This window comes from Stenotrophomonas rhizophila (assembly GCF_001704155.1).
In the GTDB taxonomy this organism is placed as follows: domain Bacteria; phylum Pseudomonadota; class Gammaproteobacteria; order Xanthomonadales; family Xanthomonadaceae; genus Stenotrophomonas; species Stenotrophomonas rhizophila_A.
Genome location: NZ_CP016294.1, coordinates 1,831,016 through 1,852,536, shown reverse-complemented (window position 1 = coordinate 1,852,536; position 21,521 = coordinate 1,831,016). Strand labels below are relative to the sequence as shown.

The 21,521-nt window shown below is 67.9% G+C and carries 13 protein-coding genes; 4 read left to right on the top strand and 9 right to left on the bottom strand.

Annotated features, from left to right (window positions below):
• The first annotated feature begins 149 nt into the window (after positions 1–149).
• The 3 genes from BAY15_RS08435 (at position 150) to BAY15_RS08425 (ending at position 9,493) form a co-directional block, all read left to right on the top strand.
• On the top strand, positions 150–7,775 hold the full coding sequence (locus BAY15_RS08435) for a deaminase domain-containing protein (protein WP_157771709.1): 7,626 nt from the start codon (positions 150–152) through the stop codon (positions 7,773–7,775).
• Between the two features lie 87 nt (positions 7,776–7,862).
• Positions 7,863–8,531: a hypothetical protein gene (locus tag BAY15_RS08430; RefSeq protein ID WP_068854630.1), complete on the top strand. Its 669-nt coding sequence runs from the start codon at positions 7,863–7,865 to the stop codon at positions 8,529–8,531.
• A gap of 95 nt (positions 8,532–8,626) precedes the next feature.
• A complete protein-coding gene (locus tag BAY15_RS08425) occupies positions 8,627–9,493 on the top strand; it encodes an endonuclease/exonuclease/phosphatase family protein (RefSeq protein WP_068851115.1) in 867 nt (288 codons plus the stop codon).
• A 73-nt stretch (positions 9,494–9,566) separates the two neighbouring features.
• On the opposite strand, the gene BAY15_RS08420 is transcribed toward BAY15_RS08425, so the two are convergent.
• The 7 genes from BAY15_RS08420 to BAY15_RS08390 form a co-directional block, all read right to left on the bottom strand.
• Positions 9,567–9,752, bottom strand: a complete 186-nt coding sequence (locus BAY15_RS08420; RefSeq protein ID WP_306298147.1) for a hypothetical protein — start codon at positions 9,750–9,752, stop codon at positions 9,567–9,569.
• A 229-nt stretch (positions 9,753–9,981) separates the two neighbouring features.
• Entirely contained in the window at positions 9,982–11,412 is a 1,431-nt protein-coding gene (locus BAY15_RS08415) for an efflux transporter outer membrane subunit (protein ID WP_068851111.1), read from the bottom strand.
• Positions 11,406–12,143: an SDR family oxidoreductase gene (locus BAY15_RS08410; protein ID WP_068851108.1), complete on the bottom strand. Its 738-nt coding sequence runs from the start codon at positions 12,141–12,143 to the stop codon at positions 11,406–11,408. Before BAY15_RS08410 ends, BAY15_RS08415 begins: the two co-directional genes overlap by 7 nt.
• A gap of 25 nt (positions 12,144–12,168) precedes the next feature.
• Entirely contained in the window at positions 12,169–15,339 is a 3,171-nt protein-coding gene (locus tag BAY15_RS08405) for an efflux RND transporter permease subunit (RefSeq protein WP_068851105.1), read from the bottom strand.
• 128 nt (positions 15,340–15,467) lie between these two features.
• Positions 15,468–16,670, bottom strand: a complete 1,203-nt coding sequence (locus BAY15_RS08400; protein ID WP_068851102.1) for an efflux RND transporter periplasmic adaptor subunit — start codon at positions 16,668–16,670, stop codon at positions 15,468–15,470.
• Positions 16,671–16,762: 92 nt separating this feature from the next.
• Positions 16,763–17,533, bottom strand: a complete 771-nt coding sequence (locus BAY15_RS08395; protein WP_068851100.1) for an SDR family NAD(P)-dependent oxidoreductase — start codon at positions 17,531–17,533, stop codon at positions 16,763–16,765.
• A complete protein-coding gene (locus BAY15_RS08390; protein WP_068851096.1) occupies positions 17,530–17,757 on the bottom strand; it encodes a hypothetical protein in 228 nt (75 codons plus the stop codon). The genes BAY15_RS08395 and BAY15_RS08390 overlap by 4 nt, the downstream gene beginning before the upstream one ends.
• A 141-nt stretch (positions 17,758–17,898) precedes the next feature.
• Between BAY15_RS08390 and BAY15_RS08385 the strand changes: the two genes are divergently transcribed.
• A complete protein-coding gene (locus BAY15_RS08385; protein ID WP_068854629.1) occupies positions 17,899–18,918 on the top strand; it encodes a LysR family transcriptional regulator in 1,020 nt (339 codons plus the stop codon).
• 237 nt (positions 18,919–19,155) lie between these two features.
• On the opposite strand, the gene BAY15_RS08380 is transcribed toward BAY15_RS08385, so the two are convergent.
• Positions 19,156–19,851 (bottom strand): OmpA family protein, encoded by a 696-nt coding sequence (locus tag BAY15_RS08380; RefSeq protein ID WP_068851093.1) that lies wholly within the window; start codon positions 19,849–19,851, stop codon positions 19,156–19,158.
• 118 nt (positions 19,852–19,969) lie between these two features.
• The gene (locus tag BAY15_RS08375) at positions 19,970–21,379 is read right to left on the bottom strand and encodes a cryptochrome/photolyase family protein (RefSeq protein ID WP_068851090.1); all 1,410 of its coding nucleotides are present in this window, start codon (positions 21,377–21,379) and stop codon (positions 19,970–19,972) included.
• Between the last annotated feature and the right edge of the window lie 142 nt (positions 21,380–21,521).

Genomic DNA, 21,521 nt, shown 5'->3' with positions numbered 1-21,521 from the left:
CTCCATGCCGCAATGATCTCGATGAATGCCGCCTCTCTACCAGTCAGCTTCCATTAGCGTTGTCGATTGCAGCGTGCAAGGCCATACGTAGGATCGGCGCCCTCCCCGCGCCCCCTGCGCCTGTCGTGATGCCTTTGCCTGTGCCGACGATGTCCCGTTGCCCGATGCTGCCCGCTGTTAATTCCGTTGCGCTTCAGAACGCCGCTCCAATCTCATCGCACGCGCATCCAGCTGCAACCCCCAAGCAGGTACACAACTGCGTGCAGGCACGGCCAATCCTGCACGTGCCGCTGATCGGCGTGCCGCGCGCGCGGTTATTGGCATTGGCCGACGCCCTTGCGCAGGGGCCGATCGACACGGCGCTGCTGCAGTCCCTGCTCGAGGGTGGACTGCCCGGCACCCCATTGGGCACTGCACTGTCGGAGTGGCTCGCCGCACGGTGCGCCTTGCCGGCCTGCAGCCAGGACGAAGCGGCGGCATGGCGCTGCGTGCTGCAGTACGCCCTGCACCTGCCGCAAGCGCACTGGGAGGTGGAATGCATGGCCGAACGGCCGCGCCTGCACGCCGCCACCGCCGCCCGCGATCCGCTGCTGCAGTACCTGCACGACGCGCTTTACCGCCCCTTGGAGGTCGCGCCGGGCGCGTGGCAGTCACATCTGGCAGCGCAGCGTGGGCAACAGGCAGGCACCGATGCGCGGCAGCTTGCGCGGCAGCATCAGCGCTCGCGGTTCCTCGGCCAGGACACACCCGCGCGCCATGCATCCATGGCCGCGCAACTCGCGCAGCTCGCGCCGGATGCATCGCCGCAGACCCTGCAGCGGGCGCTGCACTGCATTCGCCAGCACGAGCAGCGCGATGCAGGGCTGCTCGACCTGCGGGCGGGATTGCCGGTGGTGTTCTCCGAGGCGCGCGATGCCGCGTCTATGGCGGCGATCCGGCAACGTCTGGCCGCCTTGCAGCGCGGTACGGCCGAGGTGCAGTTCCAGGCACCGACAGCGGCTCCCGCGCTCGCCGTGGCATTGCTGGAGGTCGCGCGCGAGGCCAGCGTCGACCTGCCCGCCTGCGTACAGCCGCTGGGCCGCTACGACAGCGCCTCGCGCGCGCTGGTCAGCCTGCTCAGCGCGCCATTTCAGCTGCAGCATCTGCTGAAGACCGGCTTCGACCTCAGCTTTGCGGCCGCATCCGGCGCCGCCCTGCTGGACGGCACGTCGCTGCCGCGACCCGACGCGGTGGCGAACGCGGCGCAGCCGCTCGGGCAAGGCGGCGCGTGGGCCGGTCCGGTCGATGCCGTCGTGTGCACACCGGTCGCGGGCCATCCGGGGCTGGCCGATCATGGCCGTGCGCTGCTGGGCCGCCAGCGCCCCAGTACTGCCATTGCCGTGCCCGGGCAGTGTTGGGAGCAACGGCACCGGGTGCCCGGAATGCTGCGCGAGCAGGCCGCCGCAATCGGCGACTTCCTGGCGGCGCAGCCGAGCGGGCCGGCGGCCGCGACGGTGGCGGAAGACCGACATCCGGCGCCGCTCGATCTGGTGCGGTGGCAACAGGCAGCGCTCGCCCCGTGCGCCGCGGCAGGCGCTTTGACCGACCTGGGCATTCCCGTGTCGAGTGCATCCCCGTCCGCGGGGGTGTTCAATGGCGCCGCCGCGCAGGCGATGGTGCCGGTACAGGGCAGGCTGCCGCTGCCGCTGCTGGCGCCACTGATCGATCGCCTCGCCCCAGGCGATTGGTGGGACACGCTGGACTGGCAGGTTCCGCGTACGCCTGGCGGCCTGCATGCGGCCGTAAACGATGCCTTCGCGCAGGCCGGCCTGGACCTGCAGCACCGCGCCCCCGATCCGGAAGCGCTTGCGGCTTTCTTCGATTCGCCCCCGCTGCGCGCGTGGTACGCCGCGTTGCAGCGCCTGCCGATGCTGCCCGAGGATGCGCGTCGGGACCTGGCCGACGGCGGCAACCTGGCACGCGCGTATGCATTCACCCGTATGCTGGAGCTGCTCACCCACACGGCGCGTGCCACGGGCGAACGGCGCGCACTACATGGCCTGGCCGGTATCGGTCGTGCGACCGCAACATTCCTGCAGGCGCAGGAGCCGGGCGTCGTCGCCGACGCGCAGGCGCACTTCGATGCACTGGCCTGGACCACCGATACCGTTGCCGGCCGACTGGCGATACCGCTGACCGAGGCGCAGCTGCAGGCGCACCGCACCCGCATGCACCAGGCCTACGGCTGGCCCCTGCCGCATGGCGCCAGCGTTGCCGACATGCGCGCCTGGCTGGTCCAGGCACAGCCTGCGCTGCTGGACGAGACCGGCTTCAACCTGCTCGACCGTGCCGACACGCTGCTGGCCGACCTGCTGGTCACGCTGCGCCGGGACCTGGATCCGCTGCGGTTCGGCGCAGGCTGGGTCTGGCGCGGGAAGGCACCGACCGCAGCCGACTGGCGCGATCACCTGGAACGGAAGGCGGCCGTTACAGGCACGCACTGGGTCACGGAACTGGGCGCGCTGTTCCATCGCATCGCCGCCTCGTTGGCCCGTTATGAGGATCTGGAGCCACCGCCGCAGTCGTTGATCGATCCCCGCCGCAACGACCTGCGCGTACTGACCGGCGCACTGATCGCACCGGTGCTGCATCTGTATGCAGGCGTTGACCTGCCGATGGCGCAGGCCGATCCCTGGTATCGACGGGCCTACCCGGCGTTCTCCGGGTTCTTCGCCTGGACCGGCGGCGCCCGCGCGTCCAGCGCCCTGGCGCGCCTGGAGGCGCTGGACCTTGCAAATACGCCCGAACGACTCCGCCCCCTGCTGCGACCGATGACCGTGACGCTGCCCTTGCCGGCTGCCGTGCTGCAGCACCTGCTCGGTCGCGACCGGATCGCGGACGATCCGCAGCAGCAGGCGCGCGACCTGCTGCGCCTGCAACGCGGGGGTGAGAGCCTTCAGTTGGTGGCGCAAGCCGTGGAGATCTCGGTGGACGAGGTCACCCCCGAGCTGGTCCACGGCTTCTACCGGCAGCTGGCAGCGGCGCCCGGGGCGGACGCGCTAGGCATCTGGCGCGACCGCTTCCAGCGCGGATCGATCTGGCAGCTGTCGCCGGACGAATGGCTGACCCTGTTGCCGGACAGCGCGCTGGCGGCGCTGTGGCGCGCGCCGGGCATGCGCAGCAACCGCGAAGGCGTGGTCCACACCGTCAAGCATGCCATCGCCATCACTGCGGACGCGCGCACCTCCGCGCCGATGCCCACTCTGTGGACCCGGATCATGGACGCGCCGCAGGCGCTGGACCTGTGGTGCGCCAGTGACGATGCGCAGCAGCTCGTCTGGCAGCGCCTGCTCGGCTCGGTGGCCGGGCGCAGCGCGGGATCACGCCTGGACCGCCAGACGCCATTGTCGGCCAGCACCTGCGCCGCCCTGCTTGGCGCGTCGGCCGAAGCACAGCTGGCAGTCCCCGGCGTCCGTTGGGACGTGCCGGGCGATCCGGCCGTGGACAGTGCACCGGTGTTGTCGCTGGCGATCGAGCTGCGCGCGCGCCATCCCGCGCTGACCGTCGATGAAGCCCTGGCGTTCGGTGCAGCGTTGCTGCCGCCCGCGTTACGCGCCGCGCCGGCCCCGCGTGCACCGCTTTCGTTCCCCGTGCTGCCCCAGGGCAGCACATCCGATGCGGGGGCCCACAACCCTGACGATGCGGCCCTGCCTGAATTCGCGTTGCGGGCGCCGCCGGAACGCCCGCACGCCGCCGGGCCCCATGCAGTGGAGCTGCCACCGCTGGATGACCTTCTCGAGCAGTTCGGGCTGTCGCTGCTGCACCCCGATGAGCACGATGGCAGCGATGCCGAGCCACTGACTGCCCCCGATGCCTGGGCGCTGATGTCGCGCACGCGCCAGTTCGCGGAAGTGTGCCGACCGCTGCTGGCCGAGGCGGGGTGGCTGGGCGGCGACGGTGAACCGGAGGTCTCGATGCGCGGCGCGCAGACGCTGCTCGCACAGCGGATGCTGGAGCGCTACATTGGCCGTGCGCGAATCGACGGGTTTCGTGAGCGTTTCGCCGCCCCCGCGGTAGTGGAGGTGCCGGTCATCCAGCTCGTCCACGAACTGCGCGCCAGCATTCTCGACACGAACATCAACGCGTCGCCTGCGGCACTGGAGGTGATGTACTGGCTGTTGACCAGCGAGCTGGACCAGCCCGCGTTGCAGGTGGGCGGTGTACCCGACTGGCTCACGTACGGCCGCTCGCTGCAGAGCGTGGCGCTGCGGCACGGCGCAACCCTGCTGGAGGCCATGCAGCCCGGTGCCTGCAGCCGCGTTGGTTTCGATGCGGTCTGCGCGCTGCCCGCGCAGTTGGCGCAGCCCGCAATACCGCCCGGCGGGCACGACGACCTGCATGCGATCTGGGCACGCGCGCTGGTGCCGGCGGCGCTGGCGTATGCAACCGCACATGGCGGGATCGGCAACCTCACCCGGTTCGAGGCGGCTACCGGCCAGCAAATGGCCGATGCGCTCGTTCTGCTGAAGGCCGACCAGGACGCACATGCAGTCCACGTACAGCAGCTGGCCAGCCCGCCGCCACAGCGCATGGCGATCGCCGCGCAGACCCTGCGCGAGGCCGGCGTGGAAGAGGCGCTGTGGTCGCAGCGACCGGCCGACATCGGCGACGCCCGCCTGGCACGCCACGGCATCGTGCCCTCACGCCTGCTCGGGTACGCGTTGCATCTGTACGGACTGGACACACCGGATGGGCCGGGCGCTGGCGTGGCCGGCGATCCACGCCCGCGTGCAGTGGTTACCAACAACGACACGCTGCAGGCGCTGGTGGTGGCCGACGCCTGGGTTTCAACCAATGGTCCAACCACGGCCAGCCGTTTCGAGAGCGCCTTCGACGCCTGGCAACGCACGGTCGAAACGGGGCTGGCAGGGTTGATCGGCACGGTACTGGACGGCCTGCCTGCTGCCGATCGGCAGCTGATCGAACGCGCCGAATGCACGCCCCTGCGCGTGGGCTGCGATGAGCGGCAGGCCGACCATGGGCTGCTGCTGCGCTGTCGGCCCCCGGAGCCCGGCGCTGAACCGGTGCACTTCGAGATCATTCCCCAGGCGGGCGTGGCGCGCCGCGTGTGGCAAGCCGATGCGCTGGGCACTCTGGTCGATTTCAACGGCCTGTTCGACGGCGCGGTCCAGCGCCGTCGCGATGGCGACCAGCTCACGCCATTGGCTGGATTGACCCTGACCCCGTACAGCGTCACGGTCGCCGGTGACGGTGTGCGCACCTATCCCCGCGTCGCCACCGCTGCCGCTGCGCACCTGTGGCAGGCACGGCTGGACCAGGCGCGCACGGACGAGTTGGGCCACCTCACCGGGCTGGAAGAGCGTCGCCAGCAGGAGCTGCACCGGCTCAATCTGCTGGCCGAGGCCCTCGCCCCCTTCTACCAATGTGTCGAGGAGCTGCGGGCGGGTGAGCTGTCGGCCGGCACCCTCTTCGGCTGCGCAATGGACGCTGCCTCGATGTTGGTGCCGTTGAACGAATTCCTTGCCACTACGGTGTGCATGGTGCGCACTGCCGGCGAACGCGGCATCCAGTCGATTGCCGCCGAAGCGGGAAGCGCCTTGCAGGCACTGGGCACATCGCTGGTGATGGCAGGCGGTGTGGGCACCGTGCGCGACGTGGCCAAGGGCAGTTTGTGGTTCGGTAGCCATGCCTGGAACCTCGCACTGCAGGGCGCGGAGTGGTTGAAGCAGGTGCTGCGCAGCAGCCCGACGGCGGAACGCACGGCGCTGGCGTTTGAGCAGGCGCTGGCAAGCGGCGGCGTGCCGGAGGCGGACCTGCAGGCACGACGCGCGCTGACGCCGTCGTTGGCCGAGGCACGACTGTCCGATGGACGCACGGTGCTGGCCATGGCCCGAGGCCGCGCGTGGCACCGCTACGACGTGTACAGCGGTCAGCCCTACGGGCCGGCGCTGGAGGCATTCACACTGGAACATGGCCTGCCGCCATCGCTTCCCGTCACGCGAAGCGAAAACGGACTGCAGGTCGCCATCGGCGATACACCGGCGCAGTTCCTCGATCACGGCCGCGACGACTGGGAAGTGGTGATCCGAGACCAGCACTACCGGCTCACTACCGCCGGCGATGCATTCGAACGGATCGACAAGCCGGAGGATCGCGGGCTCGCCGGCCGATGGCGAGAGGTGCCGGTACGCTGCCGGCCACGCCGATCGCTGGAGGCTATACCCTGCGTGCTGCAATCGCGGCTGCGGTTCGTACCAGATGCGGCCAAGGACCTGCAGACCGACGCACTGCGGCCTGCGCGCCTGCAGGGCATTGCCGCTGCCTCGCGGGAATTCACCCTGGACCTGGCCCATACGGCACCTGAAGGCGAAGGCCCCCTGCGCCTGATGGTGCACAAAGGCCAGGTCTGTTCGTATACGCCGGGTCCGAAAACGCCACAACTGGTGCCGGTGCCGGCCGCGGTGCGTGAGGCCCTGGGCCTGCCCGCCAGCGTGATGTATCCCGCTACGCTTCAGGGCACGCTGGCGGACGCGCGTACGTTCGGCCTGCCCGGATCGCTGGCGGACGCGGACATCGACCGTCTGCAGCAGCGGCTGCCCGTGGTGGATGTCGGCGCACTGGTGAAGGGAATCGACGATGCGCGCCGGCTGCGCGCGATCCGTATCGAGTCGCCGTTCCAGCGCGCCCTGTGCATCGAACCGGACGACGGCGTGTTCTACCACGCCGCGCTGCCGGCAAGTGAGGACGCGGGAACCTCCCTGCACTTCACCCGCCTCGAACCGGGCCGTGACGACACCGAAATCAACGAGTTCCTGCGCGCTTCGGAGACCTATCGTGTGCAGCTGCTGCGCCCCTATCTCGAGCAGGACCGGGAGAACATCGCGCGGCTGGTCTTCGGTTACATACAGCCCACGTTGAGCCCCGAGCTCGCCGAACGTTTCCCGACCTACGAAGCGTACGTGTCGTGGTTCGCCGACCGCGGACGTCCCGATGTGCTCGGCCGCTATGCGGACAAGGTGCTCACCGGTCAAAGCGAGCAGCGCACATTCCTGCGCCTGGCCCGCCAACGCGTTCCCGACTGGAAAGCGTTGGGTAGCGCCAGCGAGGAGGAACGGGCGTCGGTGGCCGAGTTCCTCAACGCACTGCTGCCGGCCACCGGCGGCAAAGGCGCCTGGTCGGGCATCGATGCGGCGGCGCTGGCCCTGCCCGAGGCGGGGCGGCCGATCCTGGACCATCTGAAAGGGGCGAACCTGGCGTTTGCAGAGGTAGTGGAATCGGACGGGACCCGCACGATTTACTACGCCCTTTCCGGCGGAAAACGCGCACGCAACATCCACCTGCGCACAAACCCGAGCCTGCCCGACGGTACCCGCTTCGTGGATGCCCGCGCTGCCATGCAGGGGGTGGCACCGTTGCCCGAGATCACCAGCCTGCCGGTGCTGCGCCATGCCGATGACACCCGCACGCTGGTGTTCGACCGCAGTGTGGATTCCGAGCGATTGATTGCCAGCTGCATGGGCACGCACCGAAACGTGGTCAGCTTCAGACTGAGCACGATACTGGGCGCCTGCCCGTCCTGCGGCGGCGTGGTCATCCCGCAGATGCGTGAAGTGTTCCCAGACGCGCAGACATTCTCCGTCCGCTACCTGGAGGAATACGGGACGCCCTCCCCGGCTTCCATCGAACCCGCACTTCCCGAGGCAGTCCACACCGTACCGTCTCCGGAACTGCTTACCTTTTTCCGACAGTGGCGGCAGGACCGCGGCCTGTCGTGAAGGCAACGCAGCCCTGTACGGCACGGCGGCGTTAGGACATGCTTGGGCTACTGCGCCCTGCGTGCCAGTGCCCACCCCGAGGCCTGCATGGATTTCCTCAAGCTGCTGCGTTCGCTCGAAGAGTTCCTGTACGAGCTCTGCACCTGGTTCCTGTTCTTCCCGCGCACGCTGTACCGGGTGGTGATGCATCCGCGGCGGATGGCGCAGTACGTGAACACCGAACTGACCCAGAAGCTGGAGCGCCAGTTCGACGATGCGATCAGCCCGCCGATGTTCCTGATGCTGGCGGTGCTGGTCGCGCACGGGGTGGAGCTGCTGATGCACCAGACCGTGGCCGGCACCAGCGAGCTGTCGCGCACGGTGATGGGCAACGAGGAAAGCCTGCTGCTGTACCGCTCCATCACCTTCGCGATCTGGCCGCTGATCGCCACCGTGCACCTGCTGCGCCGCAAGCGCGTGCCGATGACCCGCGAATCGCTGCGCCGCCCGTTCTTCATGCAGTGCTACCTGACCGCGCCGTTCGCGGTGGCGCTGTCCACCAGCATGGTGTTCGTGCGCCTGCCCGGCGAGCTCTCCACCACGCTCGGGATCGCCACCGGCGTGATCTCGGCCGGCTGGTACCTGGTGGTCCAGGCCGGCTGGCTGAAGGTCGCCCTGCAGCGCTCCTGGCTGAACTCGGTACTGTCGGCGCTGTGGGTGTTCGCGCTGGGGACGGCGATCAACATGACGGTCGGGATCGTGCTGCTGGGCAGCTGAGCCGCTGCCCGCCGCTGCCGCCAACGTCCGCATAGTCGGGCCCGGTCATTCCATGGCACCCTCTGCAAACGATTTCACGGAATGGAGGGATTCCCATGCTGTCTGCTTTTCGTCGTCCGGCCCTGCTGGCCCTGATCGCGCTGGCGTTGCCGCTCGGCTGCGCCCTGGCCAAGGCGCCCGAGCCGCTGCGGGTGATGTCATTCAATGTCCGCACCCCGGTGGACACCGAGCCGAACAAGCGCTGGGAGGACCGTCGCGATGCGATGGTGGCGCTGCTGCGCGAGCAGCACCCGGTGGTGTTCGGTACCCAGGAGCTCAAGACCAACCAGGCCGACTACCTGGTGCAGCACCTGCCCGGCTACCGGTGGTTCGGCGAGCCGCGTGGGCCCGGCGACAATGAGGAGCACATGGGCGTGTTCTACGACAGCGCCGCATTGAAGGTGGTCGAATCGGGCAATTTCTGGCTGTCCGATACACCGGAGGTGGCCGGCAGCATCACCTGGGGCAACCTGATGCCGCGCATGGTGACCTGGGCGCTGTTCGAACGTGCCGCCGACGGCAAGCGCTTCTACCTGTACAACACCCACCTGCCCTACCGCGATGAAGACGAGCCGCGCCGCGTACTGGGCGCCAAGCTGATCACCCAGCGCCTGGCCGCACTGCCGAAGGACATCCCGGTGGTGGTCACCGGCGATTTCAACAGCGAACCGGGCAGCACCACGTATGCGGCGTTCACCACTGGGCTGGCCGATGCCCGCAAGCTGGCACGCAAGGTCGAAGGCCCGCGCCTGACCTTCCAGAACTTCAGCGATACGCCCACCGCCGAGATCGACTGGATCCTGGTCCGCGGCTTTGGTGTGAACCGATTCGCTACGCTGGACCAAAAACCGGGCGGCGTGGTGCCGTCGGACCACTACCCGGTCCTGGCAGAACTGGTGTTCCCGGCCGCGTCCACGCCTTGATCGGTAACGCGTGACGCTCAACGGAGCACAGGCGGTTCCCGGAAACCCAACGGCAGTCGATCGGGATGCGAAGCTACCCCCGGCGCAGGCCCTCGAGTGCTTTGCACAGGGCCTGATGCTGTTCGCGGGCCTGGCAGATCCGGGCGCTGATGGCCAAGAATACGCCGACGCCCACTACGCCGATGCCGAGCAGGCTGTCGGGCAAGCGCGCGAAGCCAAGGCTCACGGTGAGGGCGGCGACAACCAGCAACACAATCACGCCTGGGGACAGTCCAGAGGACGCCGAAGCCTGTTCTTCCTTTCCCGCACGTGGCGGCTTCCAGCAATTCCGTTGCATTACACATATCCCCGGGCAGGGACTGTTTTTAGCACCGGGTCGCTCCTACCCGGCAGAGGCAAAGCCGTCAGCGCGGGGTTCTCCGGTACGCCATTGCGGCGAACCATTACAAAAGGTGCAGGGGGCGACTGTTGCCGCCCCCCGCGTTCCTTCACCGCATCGTGCCGGCCACCGCCGGCGGGGTTGCATCCTGCTGCTGGCCCCAACCGCCCAGCGCCTTGTACACACCGACCACGCTGACGTTCACTGTCGACTCGGCCGCCGCCAACGCGTCATCCGCCGCCAGCTGGGTGCGCTGTGCATCCAGCAGGGTCAGGAAATCTTCCGACCCTTCGCGGTAGCGGATCTGCGCCAGCTGTTCGGCACGCCGGGCGGCCTGCGCCTGCTCGGCGACGATGGCCAGGCGGGCCTGCTGCTTGGCATAGCGGGTCAACGCGTTTTCGGTGTCTTCCAGCGCCAGCAGCACCGCCTTCTCATACTCGGCCGCCGCGCCGTCGGCCTGGGCCTTGCTGGCCCGCAGGCGCGCCTTCACGGTACCGAAATCGAACGCGGCCCAGCTGATCGACGGGGTCACAGACCACGCCTTGTTGTTGCCGTTGACCAGCCCGCTGGCATCGCCGGACAGGAAGCCGACAAACCCGCTCAGGCTGATCCGCGGGAACAGATCGGCGGTGGCCACGCCAACCCGCGCCGTGGCGGCGGCCAGGCGACGCTCGGCGACGCGCACGTCGGCACGCTGGCGCAGCAGGTCGGTGGTATCGCCGAGCGGCAATGCCTTGGCATACGGTGCGGCATCACGCGGTTCCAGCAGCGTGTCCAACGCGTCCGGGCGCTGCCCCAGCAGCACCGCCAGGCGATGCCGCGACTGCACTTCGGCCACTTCCAGCAGCGGAATGTCGGCCTCGATCGCCTTCAACCGCGCCCGGCTGCTCTGCACGTCCAGTTCGCTGCCCGCCCCCAGGTCCCACCGGGTTTCGGTGAGCTTCTGGGTGTCGCGCAGGTTCACCAGCGTGCGCTTGGCGACTTCGATGCGCTTCTGGGTGCCGCGCAGTTCGAAGTAGTTGCGCGCCACTTCGGCGGCCACCGTGACCTGGGCGTCGGCCAGATTGTCCTGCTCGGCGCCCAGGTCCGCACGCGCCGCTTCGGCGGCACGGCGCTGGCGACCGAACAGATCCAGCTCCCAGCCGGCGTCAAAACCAAGCTGGTAGGTTTCGCTGAAGACACGCTCGCCACCGGCGGTCAGGTCCGGCTGCTTGCGGCGGTCGTAGCTGCCGCCGCTGGTCACGTGCGGCAGCTGGTCCAGGCGCTGCTCGACGAACACCGCACGGGCTTCGCGCACGCGCGCCATCGCGATGCGCAGGTCCAGGTTGTCGCCCAGAGCGTCGTGCACCAGTTGTTCCAGCACCGGGTCATCGAACTGCGCCCACCAGCTGGCCACCGGCGAGGTGGTGCTGAACACCGGCGCGGCGGCGCCCTGCAGGACCACCGGCTGCGCCGGTGGTGCCTGGTAGTTGGGGCCGACGCTGACGCAGCCGGCCAGCAGCGCGCTGGCAACGGCGGCGGTCAACACACGGATCACCATGGCAGCACCTCACCCAGGTAGGTGAAGCTGCCGTTGGGGCCGTCGGCGCCGATCAGCGCCATGCCCACGCTGGAGCGCGCGCCATCGGCAATTTCGATCTCGCCTTCGCCCCGGTTCATGTCGGTCTTCACGTAGCCCGGGTGCACGGTGTTGACCTTGGTGGTGCCCTCGCGCAGCTCATAGGCCAGCTGCACGGTCCAGGCGTTCACCGCGCTCTTGGACGCGTTGTAGGCCGGCACCGCGAAACCGTAGATCGGTGAACCCGGCTGGCTGTGCAGGGTCAGCGAGCCCAGGATGCTGGACACGTTGACGATACGCCCGGCCGGCGATGCCTTGATCAGCGGCAGGAACGCCTGGGTGACCGCAATCACGGCGAACACGTTGGTGTCGAAGGTCTGCCGCCAGGTGTCCAGGGTCTGCGCCGACGGCGCCAGCGCGGGGTCGTCGAGCAGGATGCCAGCGTTATTGACCAGGATGTCCAGCCGGCCATGGCGGTCGGTAACCTCCTGTACGGCGGCAGCGATGCTGGCGGCATCACCGACGTCCAGCTGGATCGCCTCCACCGGCAGGCCTTCGGCCTGCAGCTTCAGCGCTTCGGCCACGGCGGTGTCGCGCTTGCGCCCGGCCAGCAGCGTGTGCACGCCGGCCTGGGCCAGCTGGCGGACGGTTTCCAGGCCGATGCCACGGGTGGCACCGGTGACCAGGGCGATCTTGGAAGTAGCGGTATTCATGGGTGATTCCTCGTAGGGGTCGGGATCAGTGATGCAGGGTGGATTCGCCGTGGGTGACCAGCTTGCCGCCGCCATTGCGGCTGACGAACTTGCGCAGCGCCACGTAGAACACCGGGGTCAGGAACAGGCCGAACAGGGTCACACCGAGCATGCCGGCGAACACGGTGATACCGGTCACAGAGCGCACCTCCGCACCGGCGCCGTGCGACACCACCAGCGGGATGGTGCCGGCGATGAACGCGATGGAGGTCATCACGATCGGACGCAGACGCAGGCGGCACGCTTCCAGCGCGGCTTCCACGATCCCCTTGCCGCCCATTTCCAGCTCGCGGGCGAATTCGACGATCAGGATCGCGTTCTTGCACGCCAGGCCCATCAGCACCACCAGGCCCACCTGCACGAACACGTTGTTGTCACCGCCGGTCAACCATACGCCGAACAGGGCCGACAGCAGCGTCATCGGCACGATCAGGATCACCGCCAGCGGCAGCGACCAGCTCTCGTACAAGGCGGCCAGCACCAGGAACGCCAGCAGGATCGCCACCGGGAACACGATGAAGGCGGCCTTGCCCTGGGTGGCCTGCTGGTAGCTCAGGTCGGTCCATTCGGTGGTCATGCCCACCGGCAGCACCTTGGCGGCGATTTCGGTCAGGTTGTTCATCGCTTCGGCCGACGACAGCAGGCGCGGGTCGGCTTCGCCGGCCAGGTCCGCGGCCGGGTAGCCGTTGAAGCGCAGCACCGGGTCGGGGCCGTAGGTTTCCTTGACGGTCACCATCGAACCGATCGGCACCATCTCGCCACGGTCGTTGCGGGTACGCAGCTTGCCGATGTCTTCCACGCTGTTGCGGAACTGGCCGTCGGCCTGGGCGATCACCTGCCAGGTACGACCGAACTCGTTGAAGTCGTTGACGTAGGACGAACCCAGGTAGGTCTGCAGGGTGTCGAACAGCTCGGTGAGCTGCACGCCCTGCGCCTTGGCCTTGACCCGGTCCACTTCGGCATCCAGCTGCGGCACGTTGGCCTGGTAGCTGGTGATCGGGAAGGCCATGCCCGGGGTCTGCGCCACCGCACCCTGCATCTGGCTCACCGCCGTCTGCAACGCACCGTAGCCCAGGTTGCCGCGGTCTTCGATGAACATCTGGTAGCCGTTGCCGTTGCCCAGGCCCAGGATCGGCGGCGGCATCATCGCGAAGGCGAAGCCTTCCTGCAGCCCGGCGATCTTCTGGTTGATCTCGGCGTTGATCTCGGCAGCGGTGCGACCATGGCGCTCGTTGAACGGCTTGAGCGGAATGAACGCCACGCCGGTGTTGGGCGTGTTGGTGAACTGCAGCGCGTTCAGGCCCGGGAACGAAATGGTGTGCGCCACGCCCTCGGTTTCCTGGGCGATCCTGGCCACCTTGCGCAGCATTTCATCGGTACGGGCAATGGACGACCCTTCCGGCAGCTTCACACCGGCAATCAGGTACAGCTTGTCCTGGGTCGGGATGAAGCCCGGCGGCACCACCTTGAAGATGAAACCGGTGGCGACCAGCAGCACCGCATACACCAGGAACACCGCACCACGACGACCGAGGATCTTCGACACGCCGCGCTCGTACTTCTCCGAGCTGGACTTGAAGAAGCGGTTGAACGGACGGAATACCCAACCGAACAGGCGGTCGATGATGCGGGTGGGGCCATCCTTGGGCGCGTCATGCGGCTTGAGCAGGCGCGCGGCCAGGGCCGGCGACAGGGTCAGCGAGTTGATCGCCGAGATCACCGTGGAGATGGCGATGGTGACGGCGAACTGCTTGTAGAACTGGCCGGTCACACCGGACAGGAATGCCATCGGCACGAACACCGCACACAGCACCAGCGCGATCGCGACGATCGGGCCGGACACTTCCTTCATGGCCTGGTGCGCCGCGGCAAGCGGGGTCAGACCTTCTTCGATGTTGCGTTCGACGTTTTCCACCACCACGATCGCGTCATCGACCACGATGCCGATCGCCAGCACCAGCCCGAACAGGCTCAGCGTGTTGATCGAGAAGCCCAGCACGTACAGCGCGGCAAACGTACCCACGATGGACACCGGCACGGCGATCAACGGAATGATCGAGGCGCGCCAGGTCTGCAGGAACAGGATCACCACCAGCACCACCAGCGCGATGGCTTCCAGCAGCGTGGAGACCACCGCCTTGATCGAGTCGCGCACGAAGATGGTGGTGTCGTACACCGCTTCGTACTTGACGTCGTCCGGGAAGGTCTTCTGCATCTCGTCCATCGTGCCGATCACCGCATCGCGGATCTCCAGCGCGTTGGCACCCGGGGCCTGGAAGATACCGATGCCCACCGCGTTCTTGCCATCCAGCTGAGAGCGCAGGGTGTAATCGCCGGCACCCAGTTCCACCCGGGCCACGTCGGACAGCCGCACCACTTCACCGTCGGTACCGGCCTTGAGCACGATGTCACCGAACTCCTGCTCGCTGCGCAGGCGGCCCTGGGCATTGATCAGGGTCAGGAACTGGCTGTTGGGCATCGGCTCGGCGCCGAGCTGGCCGGCCGAGACCTGCACGTTCTGTTCGCGCATGGCGCGCACCACGTCGCTGGCGGTCAGGCCGCGCGCGGCCACCTTGTCCGGGTCCAGCCAGGCACGCATGGCGTAGTCGCCGCCACCGAAGATCTGCGCGTCGCCCACGCCCTGGATGCGCGCCAGCGCGTCCTTGACGTGCAGGCGGGCGTAGTTGCGCAGGTACAGGGTGTCGTACTTGCCCTTCGGCGAGGTCAGGTGCACCACCATCAGGAAGGTGGGCGACTGCTTCTGGGTGGTCACACCCTGCCGCCGCACATCTTCCGGCAGGCGTGCCTGGGCCTGGGCCACGCGGTTCTGCACCTTCACCGCCGCATCGTCCGGGTCGGTGCCCGGGCGGAAGGTGACGGTCATCTGCAGCACGCCGTCCGAACCGGCCACCGACTTGAGGTACATCATGCCCTCAACGCCGTTGATCGCCTCTTCCAGCGGGGTGGCCACGGTTTCGGCGATCACCTTCGGGTTCGCACCCGGGTACACGGTGCGCACCACCACCGAGGGCGGCACCACTTCGGGGTACTCGCCGATCGGCAGCATGGGTATGGAGATCAGGCCGGCGGCGAAGATCACGATCGACAGCACCGCCGCGAAAATCGGCCTGTCGATGAAGAAACGGGAAAAGTCCATTAGGGGATTCCTGGGTTTTCACCAACGCCGGCGTGCAGCACCCCTGCCGCTGTCGAAGACGACAGCGGGAGCGGTGCCCCACGGGGCGTTGAAAGACACGGTAGAGCCGACCATTGGTCGGCTGCTCTTCAATTCAATGCAACAGGCGCAGCCGCCGCAGCCGGCTGCATCGCAACCGCCTTGGCCTGCACCGGCATCCCCGGCATGAACACCTTCTGCACGCCATCGATGATCACCCGGTCGCCGGCCGCCAGCCCCTGCTGCACGATGCGCAGGCCTTCGGCGGTGCGGCCCAGCTGGATGTCGCGGCGCTGCGCCTTGCCTTCCTTGTCGACCACGTACACGTACTTGCGGTCCTGGTCGGTGAGCACGGCCTTGTCGTCGATCAGCATGGCCTGGAACTCGCCACTGCCGAGCAGCTGTACGCGGGCGAACAGCCCCGGGGTGAAGGCGCGGTCGGCGTTGTCCAGCAGTGCACGCACGCGGATGGTGCCGGTGCTCCGGGTGACCTGGTTGTCCAGGAAATCGACCTTGCCTGCATGCGGGAAGCCCTCTTCACCGGACAGGCCCACCTTCACCGGCAGCTCGCTGTCACGCTCGCTCGGGCGCTCGCCCTTGCGTGCCATCTGCGCGTACCGCAGGAAGGTACCCTCGTCGGCATCGAAGTACACGAACACGGTATCCAGCGAGACCAGCGTGGTCAGCACGCTAGCGCTGTCGCCCGCGGTGACCAGGTTGCCGGCGGTGACCATCGCGCGGCCCGCGCGGCCGTTGATGGGCGCGCGCACCTTGGTGAATTCCAGGTTCAGTGCCGCCGCATCCAACGCGGCCTGCGCGGCCTGCACGTTGGCACCGGCCTGGTCGGCGGCGGCGCGGCGCTGCTCCCAGGATTCGGTGGAGATGGCCTGCTGCTCGGACAGCTTCTTGGCGCGCTCGGACTCGCTGCGCGCCAGGGTGGACTGGGTGCGGGCGCGGGTGAGTTCGGCACGGGCGCGGTCGTACTCGGCCTGGTAGCTGCGCGCGTCGATGGTGAAGAGCACATCACCCTTCTTCACTTCGTCACCTTCGACGTAGTTGACCTTGTCGATGTAGCCGGACACGCGCGGGCGCAGTTCGACGCTCTGCACCGCCTCGACGCGGCCGCTGAAGTCGTCCCACTGGCTGACCGGCTTGACCAGCACCGGCGCGGCGCTGACCTGCGGCGGCGGCGGGCCGGCGGTTTCGGCCTGGCTGCCGCTGCACGCGGTCAGCACCGCGGCGGCCAGGATCGACACGCCGGCCATGGCCAGCCGTCGGGAGAAGCGATGCGGAGTGGAATTGGAGGAAGTCATGGAATGCATCCGTACGTAGGGGTGGTCAAAGAAAAACAAAATCACGTGGTACTGCCGGGGGCGGTAGCCTGGGACCTGAACCTAGGTAAAGGTCAAGCGACACCGGCGATGTCGCGCCAGGCGGGAGGTCGGTCCAGTTGCAGCAGTCCACGCGGAAGTTCCGCATCGCGGGTGTCGCAGCGCACGATGGCGCGGTTGTCGACGCAGTTGTCGAGCAGGGAAACCACGCGGCGGCCGACCAGCAGCGCGCTCGGCCATTCGATGCACGCGTTCGCGGCGTTGCTCGGCGTGCACACCGGGTTGCACACTTCCAGCATCTGCGCGCGCACGCCCAGGGCCTGCGCTTCCTGGTGCAGCACCTGCGCGTACATGCGCGTGGCGGCGCCGGTGATGGAGCTTTCGCCATAGCCGGCCCACGGCTTGAAGCCGGCCGGGCTGCCGACCAGCACATAGCGGCGCGGGTGGCCTTCACTCTGCAGCAGCGGCAGCAGGCGGCGGCCGGCGTGCACGTGCGGCATCACGTCGGCCTGCAGCGCCTGCAGCAGCGCATCGCCGCTGCGGTCGATGACCCGGCCGCGGTTATAGGGGCCGCCCATTGCATCGATGACCGCAGCAAGCGTGCGCGGCCGCTGCGCGATGCGTTCGGCCAGGGCCAGCGCCGAGCCATCGTCGGCGAGCGAGCCCAACAGCGTTTCCAGCCCCGGCTCGTCGGCAAACTGCTCGCGCAGCGCTGCAAGCCGGCCCGGGTCGCGGCCAGCCACCAGGACCGGGCTGCCGGCCTCAAGCAGCGCAGCCACGATGCCCTGCCCGACGCTGCCGGTGCCGCCAAGCACCAGCACTTCGGGGGCCAGTGTCCCGTTCATGGGACTTTAACTCCCGTCGCCGGGATAATCCCAATTCGGCCCAGTCGGCCGCCGCTGCGGGCACCAAGGCGCAGGCTGCCGCCGCGCTGCAGGTTGGCGGGCGGGGTGAACTCGCGGAAAGCCTTGCCGGAGAAGGCCGAGGGGCGCTTTTCAACGGTCAGGGCCAGGTCCAGCGAGGGCGTGCGGCCGCCGATGACGCGGCCTAGAATGTTCTGCAACCACATGGTTGGCGTCCTCCAATTCGGGAATGGCGCCAGATTAGTCCTCGAACTCCCCCTTGATTAGTCCGAATTAAGGGGAATAATCGTCCCGTACCCGGCACAATCTTTCGGGCACCCTACCCATCCCCCGATATGGACTCCGTCATGGCCCACGATCTCAACGACACGCTGATCTTCGTCAAGGTGGTCGAGCAAGGCAGCTTCATCGCCGCTGCCAACGCGCTCGGCCTGCCCAAGACCACCGTCAGCCGCAAGGTGCAGGAACTGGAAACGCGCCTGGGCGCACGCCTGCTGCACCGGACCACGCGCCGGCTGGGCCTGACCGAGGCCGGCTCGGTGTACCACGAACATTGCCAGCGCATCGCGCGCGAGCTGGAAGAGGCCGAAGGCGCGGTCAACCAGCTGCAGTCCGGCCCACGCGGCTGGCTGCGCTTCACCGTGCCCTATTCGATCGGCATCACCTGGATCGCACCGCTGCTGGGGCAGTTCCACGCCCAGTACCCGGAGATCCAGCTGGACATGCACCTGGGCAACGAAAAGCTCGACCTCATCGCGGGCGAAGCAGACCTGGCGCTGCGCGTGGGCGCCCTGCCCGATTCGAACCTGGTGGCGCGCAAACTGGGCAGCCTGCGCACGCAGGTGTTCGCCAGCCCCGCCTACATCGAACGCTACGGCGAGCCGCTGCACCCGGACGAACTGCAGTTCCACCGCATCCTGGCGATGCGCAAGGCCCGCAACCTCAACAACAACCGGTTCTTCTGGCAGCTGGGCGAGAACGGCGGCGACCTGCGCGATTTCCCGGTCAATCCGCTGCTTGTGGCCAACGATCCGTCGGCGCTGAATGGCGCGCTGGTCTGCGGTGAGGGGCTTCTGCTTACCGGCGATGTGATGGCCAAGCCGTTCATCGAATCGGGCATGGTGCGCCGTGTGCTGGCGGGCTGGACCGGCCCGGAAGTGGACTTCAACGCGGTATTCGCCGGCGGCCGGCTGGTGTCGCCGAAGGTGCGCGCGTTTGTCGATTTCCTGGTGGAAAAGCTCAACTTCGACGCCAACTACATGCTGGCCCAGTGCCCGGCGGCGAAGCTGGCCAAGCAGCAGCAGAAGGAAGCCGAAGCGGAGCTGCAGGAGACCGGGAAGCGGATCCTGGAGACGGTGACCGCCTGATCGTCGCGGTGGTGCGGCAGGCGGAGCCGACGGGTAGAGCCGACGGGTAGAGCCGACGGGTAGAGCCGACTGTTAGTCGGCTACGCGCGAAGCGCGTCTTCCTGCATGCCGACGATTCAGCGGACGGTGTAGCCGACTAACAGTCGGCTCTACAGAAAATGCCGCCCGTTGGGGCGGCATTTTTGCGTTGCATCGTCATGGCCGATGCAACGCAGCAATAAAAGGCGCTTGCGCCTTTTATTGCTGCAACGGAATCACGCGGATTTCCACGCGGCGGTTCTTGGCGCGGCCGGCGTCGGTGCTGTTATCGGCGATCGGGTAGGCCTTGCCGGCACCCAGCGTCTCGATACGCACGCTCTGCACGCCCTGGGCGGTCAGGTACTGCGCAACCGAATCGGCGCGTTCCTTGGACAGCTTGTTGTTGACCGCGTCACTACCAATGCTGTCCGTGTGGCCAACCACTTCGATCATGGTCTGGTTGTATTCGTTCAGCGTGCTCGCCACGCCGTTGAGCGCACCGTAGAACTGCGGCTTCAGCTGCGACTTGCCGAAGTCAAAGGTCACGCCATCGGGCAGGTTGAGCACGATGTTGTCGCCCTGACGCTGCACGTCAATACCAGTGTTGGCGGTGCGCTCGCGCAGCTCACGTTCCTGCTTGTTCTGATACGCACCCACGCCGGCGCCGGCAAGCGCGCCAATACCCGCACCCACCATCGCGTGCTGGCGACGTTCGGTCGCGCTGTCACCGGTCAGCAGGCCGGCGGCCACGCCGATGGCGGTACCGATCAGCGCGTTGCGGCCGGTGCGGCTCTGCTGGTCGACCGGGTTGCCGTACTGGTCGCTCTGCACGTACGAACCACCGGTGGCGCAGGCCGACAGGGCGGCAGCGGTCATCAGGGCCAGGGCCACGTTGCGGGGTGCGGATCGGATCATGTGTTTTCTCCTGAAGTGCCGGCGGTCGGCGTGCGAACGGCCAGAAGCATAAACACGCCGACGCGATGCCGGCATGATGAACACGCACGGATTCGGCATTTCGTTCAGGTTTCCGGCGTCAGCCGGTGTGCCGATACGCGGCCAGCGCCGCCTCGCGGCCGGCCGCCAGATCCACCAGTGGCACCGCCGGATAGCCCGGCGCCAGCTCGGCCAGCAACGACGGCGACTGCCACGGTGCGAAGCGTGCCTTCACCGGCAACGGCGCCAATTCGGGCACCCAGCGGGTGATGTAACGCGCATGCGGATCGAACTTCTGCGACTGCGTGACCGGGTTGAATATCCGGAAATACGGCGCCGCATCCGCACCGGTGCCGGCCACCCACTGCCAGCCCATGGTGTTGTTGGCCAGGTCCGCATCCACCAGTGTGTCCCAGAACCAGCGCGCGCCGTGCAGCCAGTGCTGGCGCATGTGCTTGCACAGGAAGCTGGCCACGATCATCCGCACGCGGTTGTGCATGTAGCCGGTGGCCCACAGCTCGCGCAGCCCCGCATCGACGATCGGTACGCCGGTACGCCCCTGCTGCCACGCCTGCAGCTGTGTCGCATTCGGCTTGGCCCAGCTGAAGTTCGCGAACCGCGGGTTGAGGTTCTGTTCGGGGGTCTGCGGGAAGTGGTGCAGCAGGTGGTAGGAGAACTCACGCCAACCCAACTCACGGATATAGCCATCGATGTCGCCATCGCGGCTGGCACTGCGCTCGGCTTCCAGCCGCCGCACGATCTGCCACGGTGAGATTTCGCCGAAGTGCAGGTGCGGCGACAGCAGTGACGTACCCACGCGGTCGGGCAGATCGCGCTGCTGGCGGTAGCCGTTCAACGCACCGTCGATGAACACCGACAGCGCTTCCTGCGCGCCGGTTTCGCCGGGTTGCCAGTGCTCCCAGAAATGCGTGTCCCAGTCCAGCGTCGGCGCCAGTCCCAAGGTGTTCAGTGCCACGCCTTTCGCAGCGTGCCCCGGCAGGGTCTGCGGCAGCCGGGTGGCCGCCGGAATGTTCATGCGGGTGAGCGCACTGCGCCAGAACGGAGTGAATACCTTGTAGGGCCCACCCTGCAGCGTGGCGATATCCCACGGCTCGAACATCAGGCTGCCGTTGCAGCTGGTCGCCTCGATGCCCTGCTCGCGCAGTTCGCGCTTGATCCGGGCATCGCGCGGTTGCGTGGCCGGTTCGTACTTCCGGTTCCAGTACACCGCCTCGGCGCCAGTTTCTTCGATCAGCGCCTGCAGCTGCGCCCGGCTGTCGCCCTGGCGCAGCACCAGCGCCGACCCGCGCGCACGCAGGTCCGCATCCAGCGCGGCCAGCGAGCGGTGGAGCCATGCGTTCGACGCACCGCCCGGCGCCCACGCACCCTCCTCGTCCGGTGCATGGATGTAAACCGGCACCGGGGTATGCCCGGCCTCCAGCGCGGCCTGCAGTGCCGGGTTGTCCTGAAGACGGAGATCACGGCGGAACCAGACCAGAGCTACCGACACAAGCACTGCCTACGCTGAAAGAGAGCCACATGATAGCCATCTGGAGTGAAGGCATTGCACGCGCCCTTCGCGCCACGGCGATGTCCCCTGCACCGCTCGTGCACGGCTCAAGCGGGAAGGTGGGCACATGCCCCAGCCGGTC

Excerpts from the sequence above, each read along its gene's own strand:
- BAY15_RS08435 (WP_157771709.1), top strand. The coding sequence starts at position 150 with ATGTCCCGTTGCCCGATGCTGCCCGCTGTTAATTCCGTTGCGCTTCAG.
- BAY15_RS08430 (WP_068854630.1), top strand. The coding sequence starts at position 7,863 with ATGGATTTCCTCAAGCTGCTGCGTTCGCTCGAAGAGTTCCTGTACGAG.
- BAY15_RS08425 (WP_068851115.1), top strand. The coding sequence starts at position 8,627 with ATGCTGTCTGCTTTTCGTCGTCCGGCCCTGCTGGCCCTGATCGCGCTG.
- BAY15_RS08415 (WP_068851111.1), bottom strand. The coding sequence starts at position 11,412 with ATGGTGATCCGTGTGTTGACCGCCGCCGTTGCCAGCGCGCTGCTGGCC.
- BAY15_RS08410 (WP_068851108.1), bottom strand. The coding sequence starts at position 12,143 with ATGAATACCGCTACTTCCAAGATCGCCCTGGTCACCGGTGCCACCCGT.
- BAY15_RS08405 (WP_068851105.1), bottom strand. The coding sequence starts at position 15,339 with ATGGACTTTTCCCGTTTCTTCATCGACAGGCCGATTTTCGCGGCGGTG.
- BAY15_RS08400 (WP_068851102.1), bottom strand. The coding sequence starts at position 16,670 with ATGACTTCCTCCAATTCCACTCCGCATCGCTTCTCCCGACGGCTGGCC.
- BAY15_RS08395 (WP_068851100.1), bottom strand. The coding sequence starts at position 17,533 with ATGAACGGGACACTGGCCCCCGAAGTGCTGGTGCTTGGCGGCACCGGC.
- BAY15_RS08390 (WP_068851096.1), bottom strand. The coding sequence starts at position 17,757 with ATGTGGTTGCAGAACATTCTAGGCCGCGTCATCGGCGGCCGCACGCCC.
- BAY15_RS08385 (WP_068854629.1), top strand. The coding sequence starts at position 17,899 with ATGGCCCACGATCTCAACGACACGCTGATCTTCGTCAAGGTGGTCGAG.
- BAY15_RS08380 (WP_068851093.1), bottom strand. The coding sequence starts at position 19,851 with ATGATCCGATCCGCACCCCGCAACGTGGCCCTGGCCCTGATGACCGCT.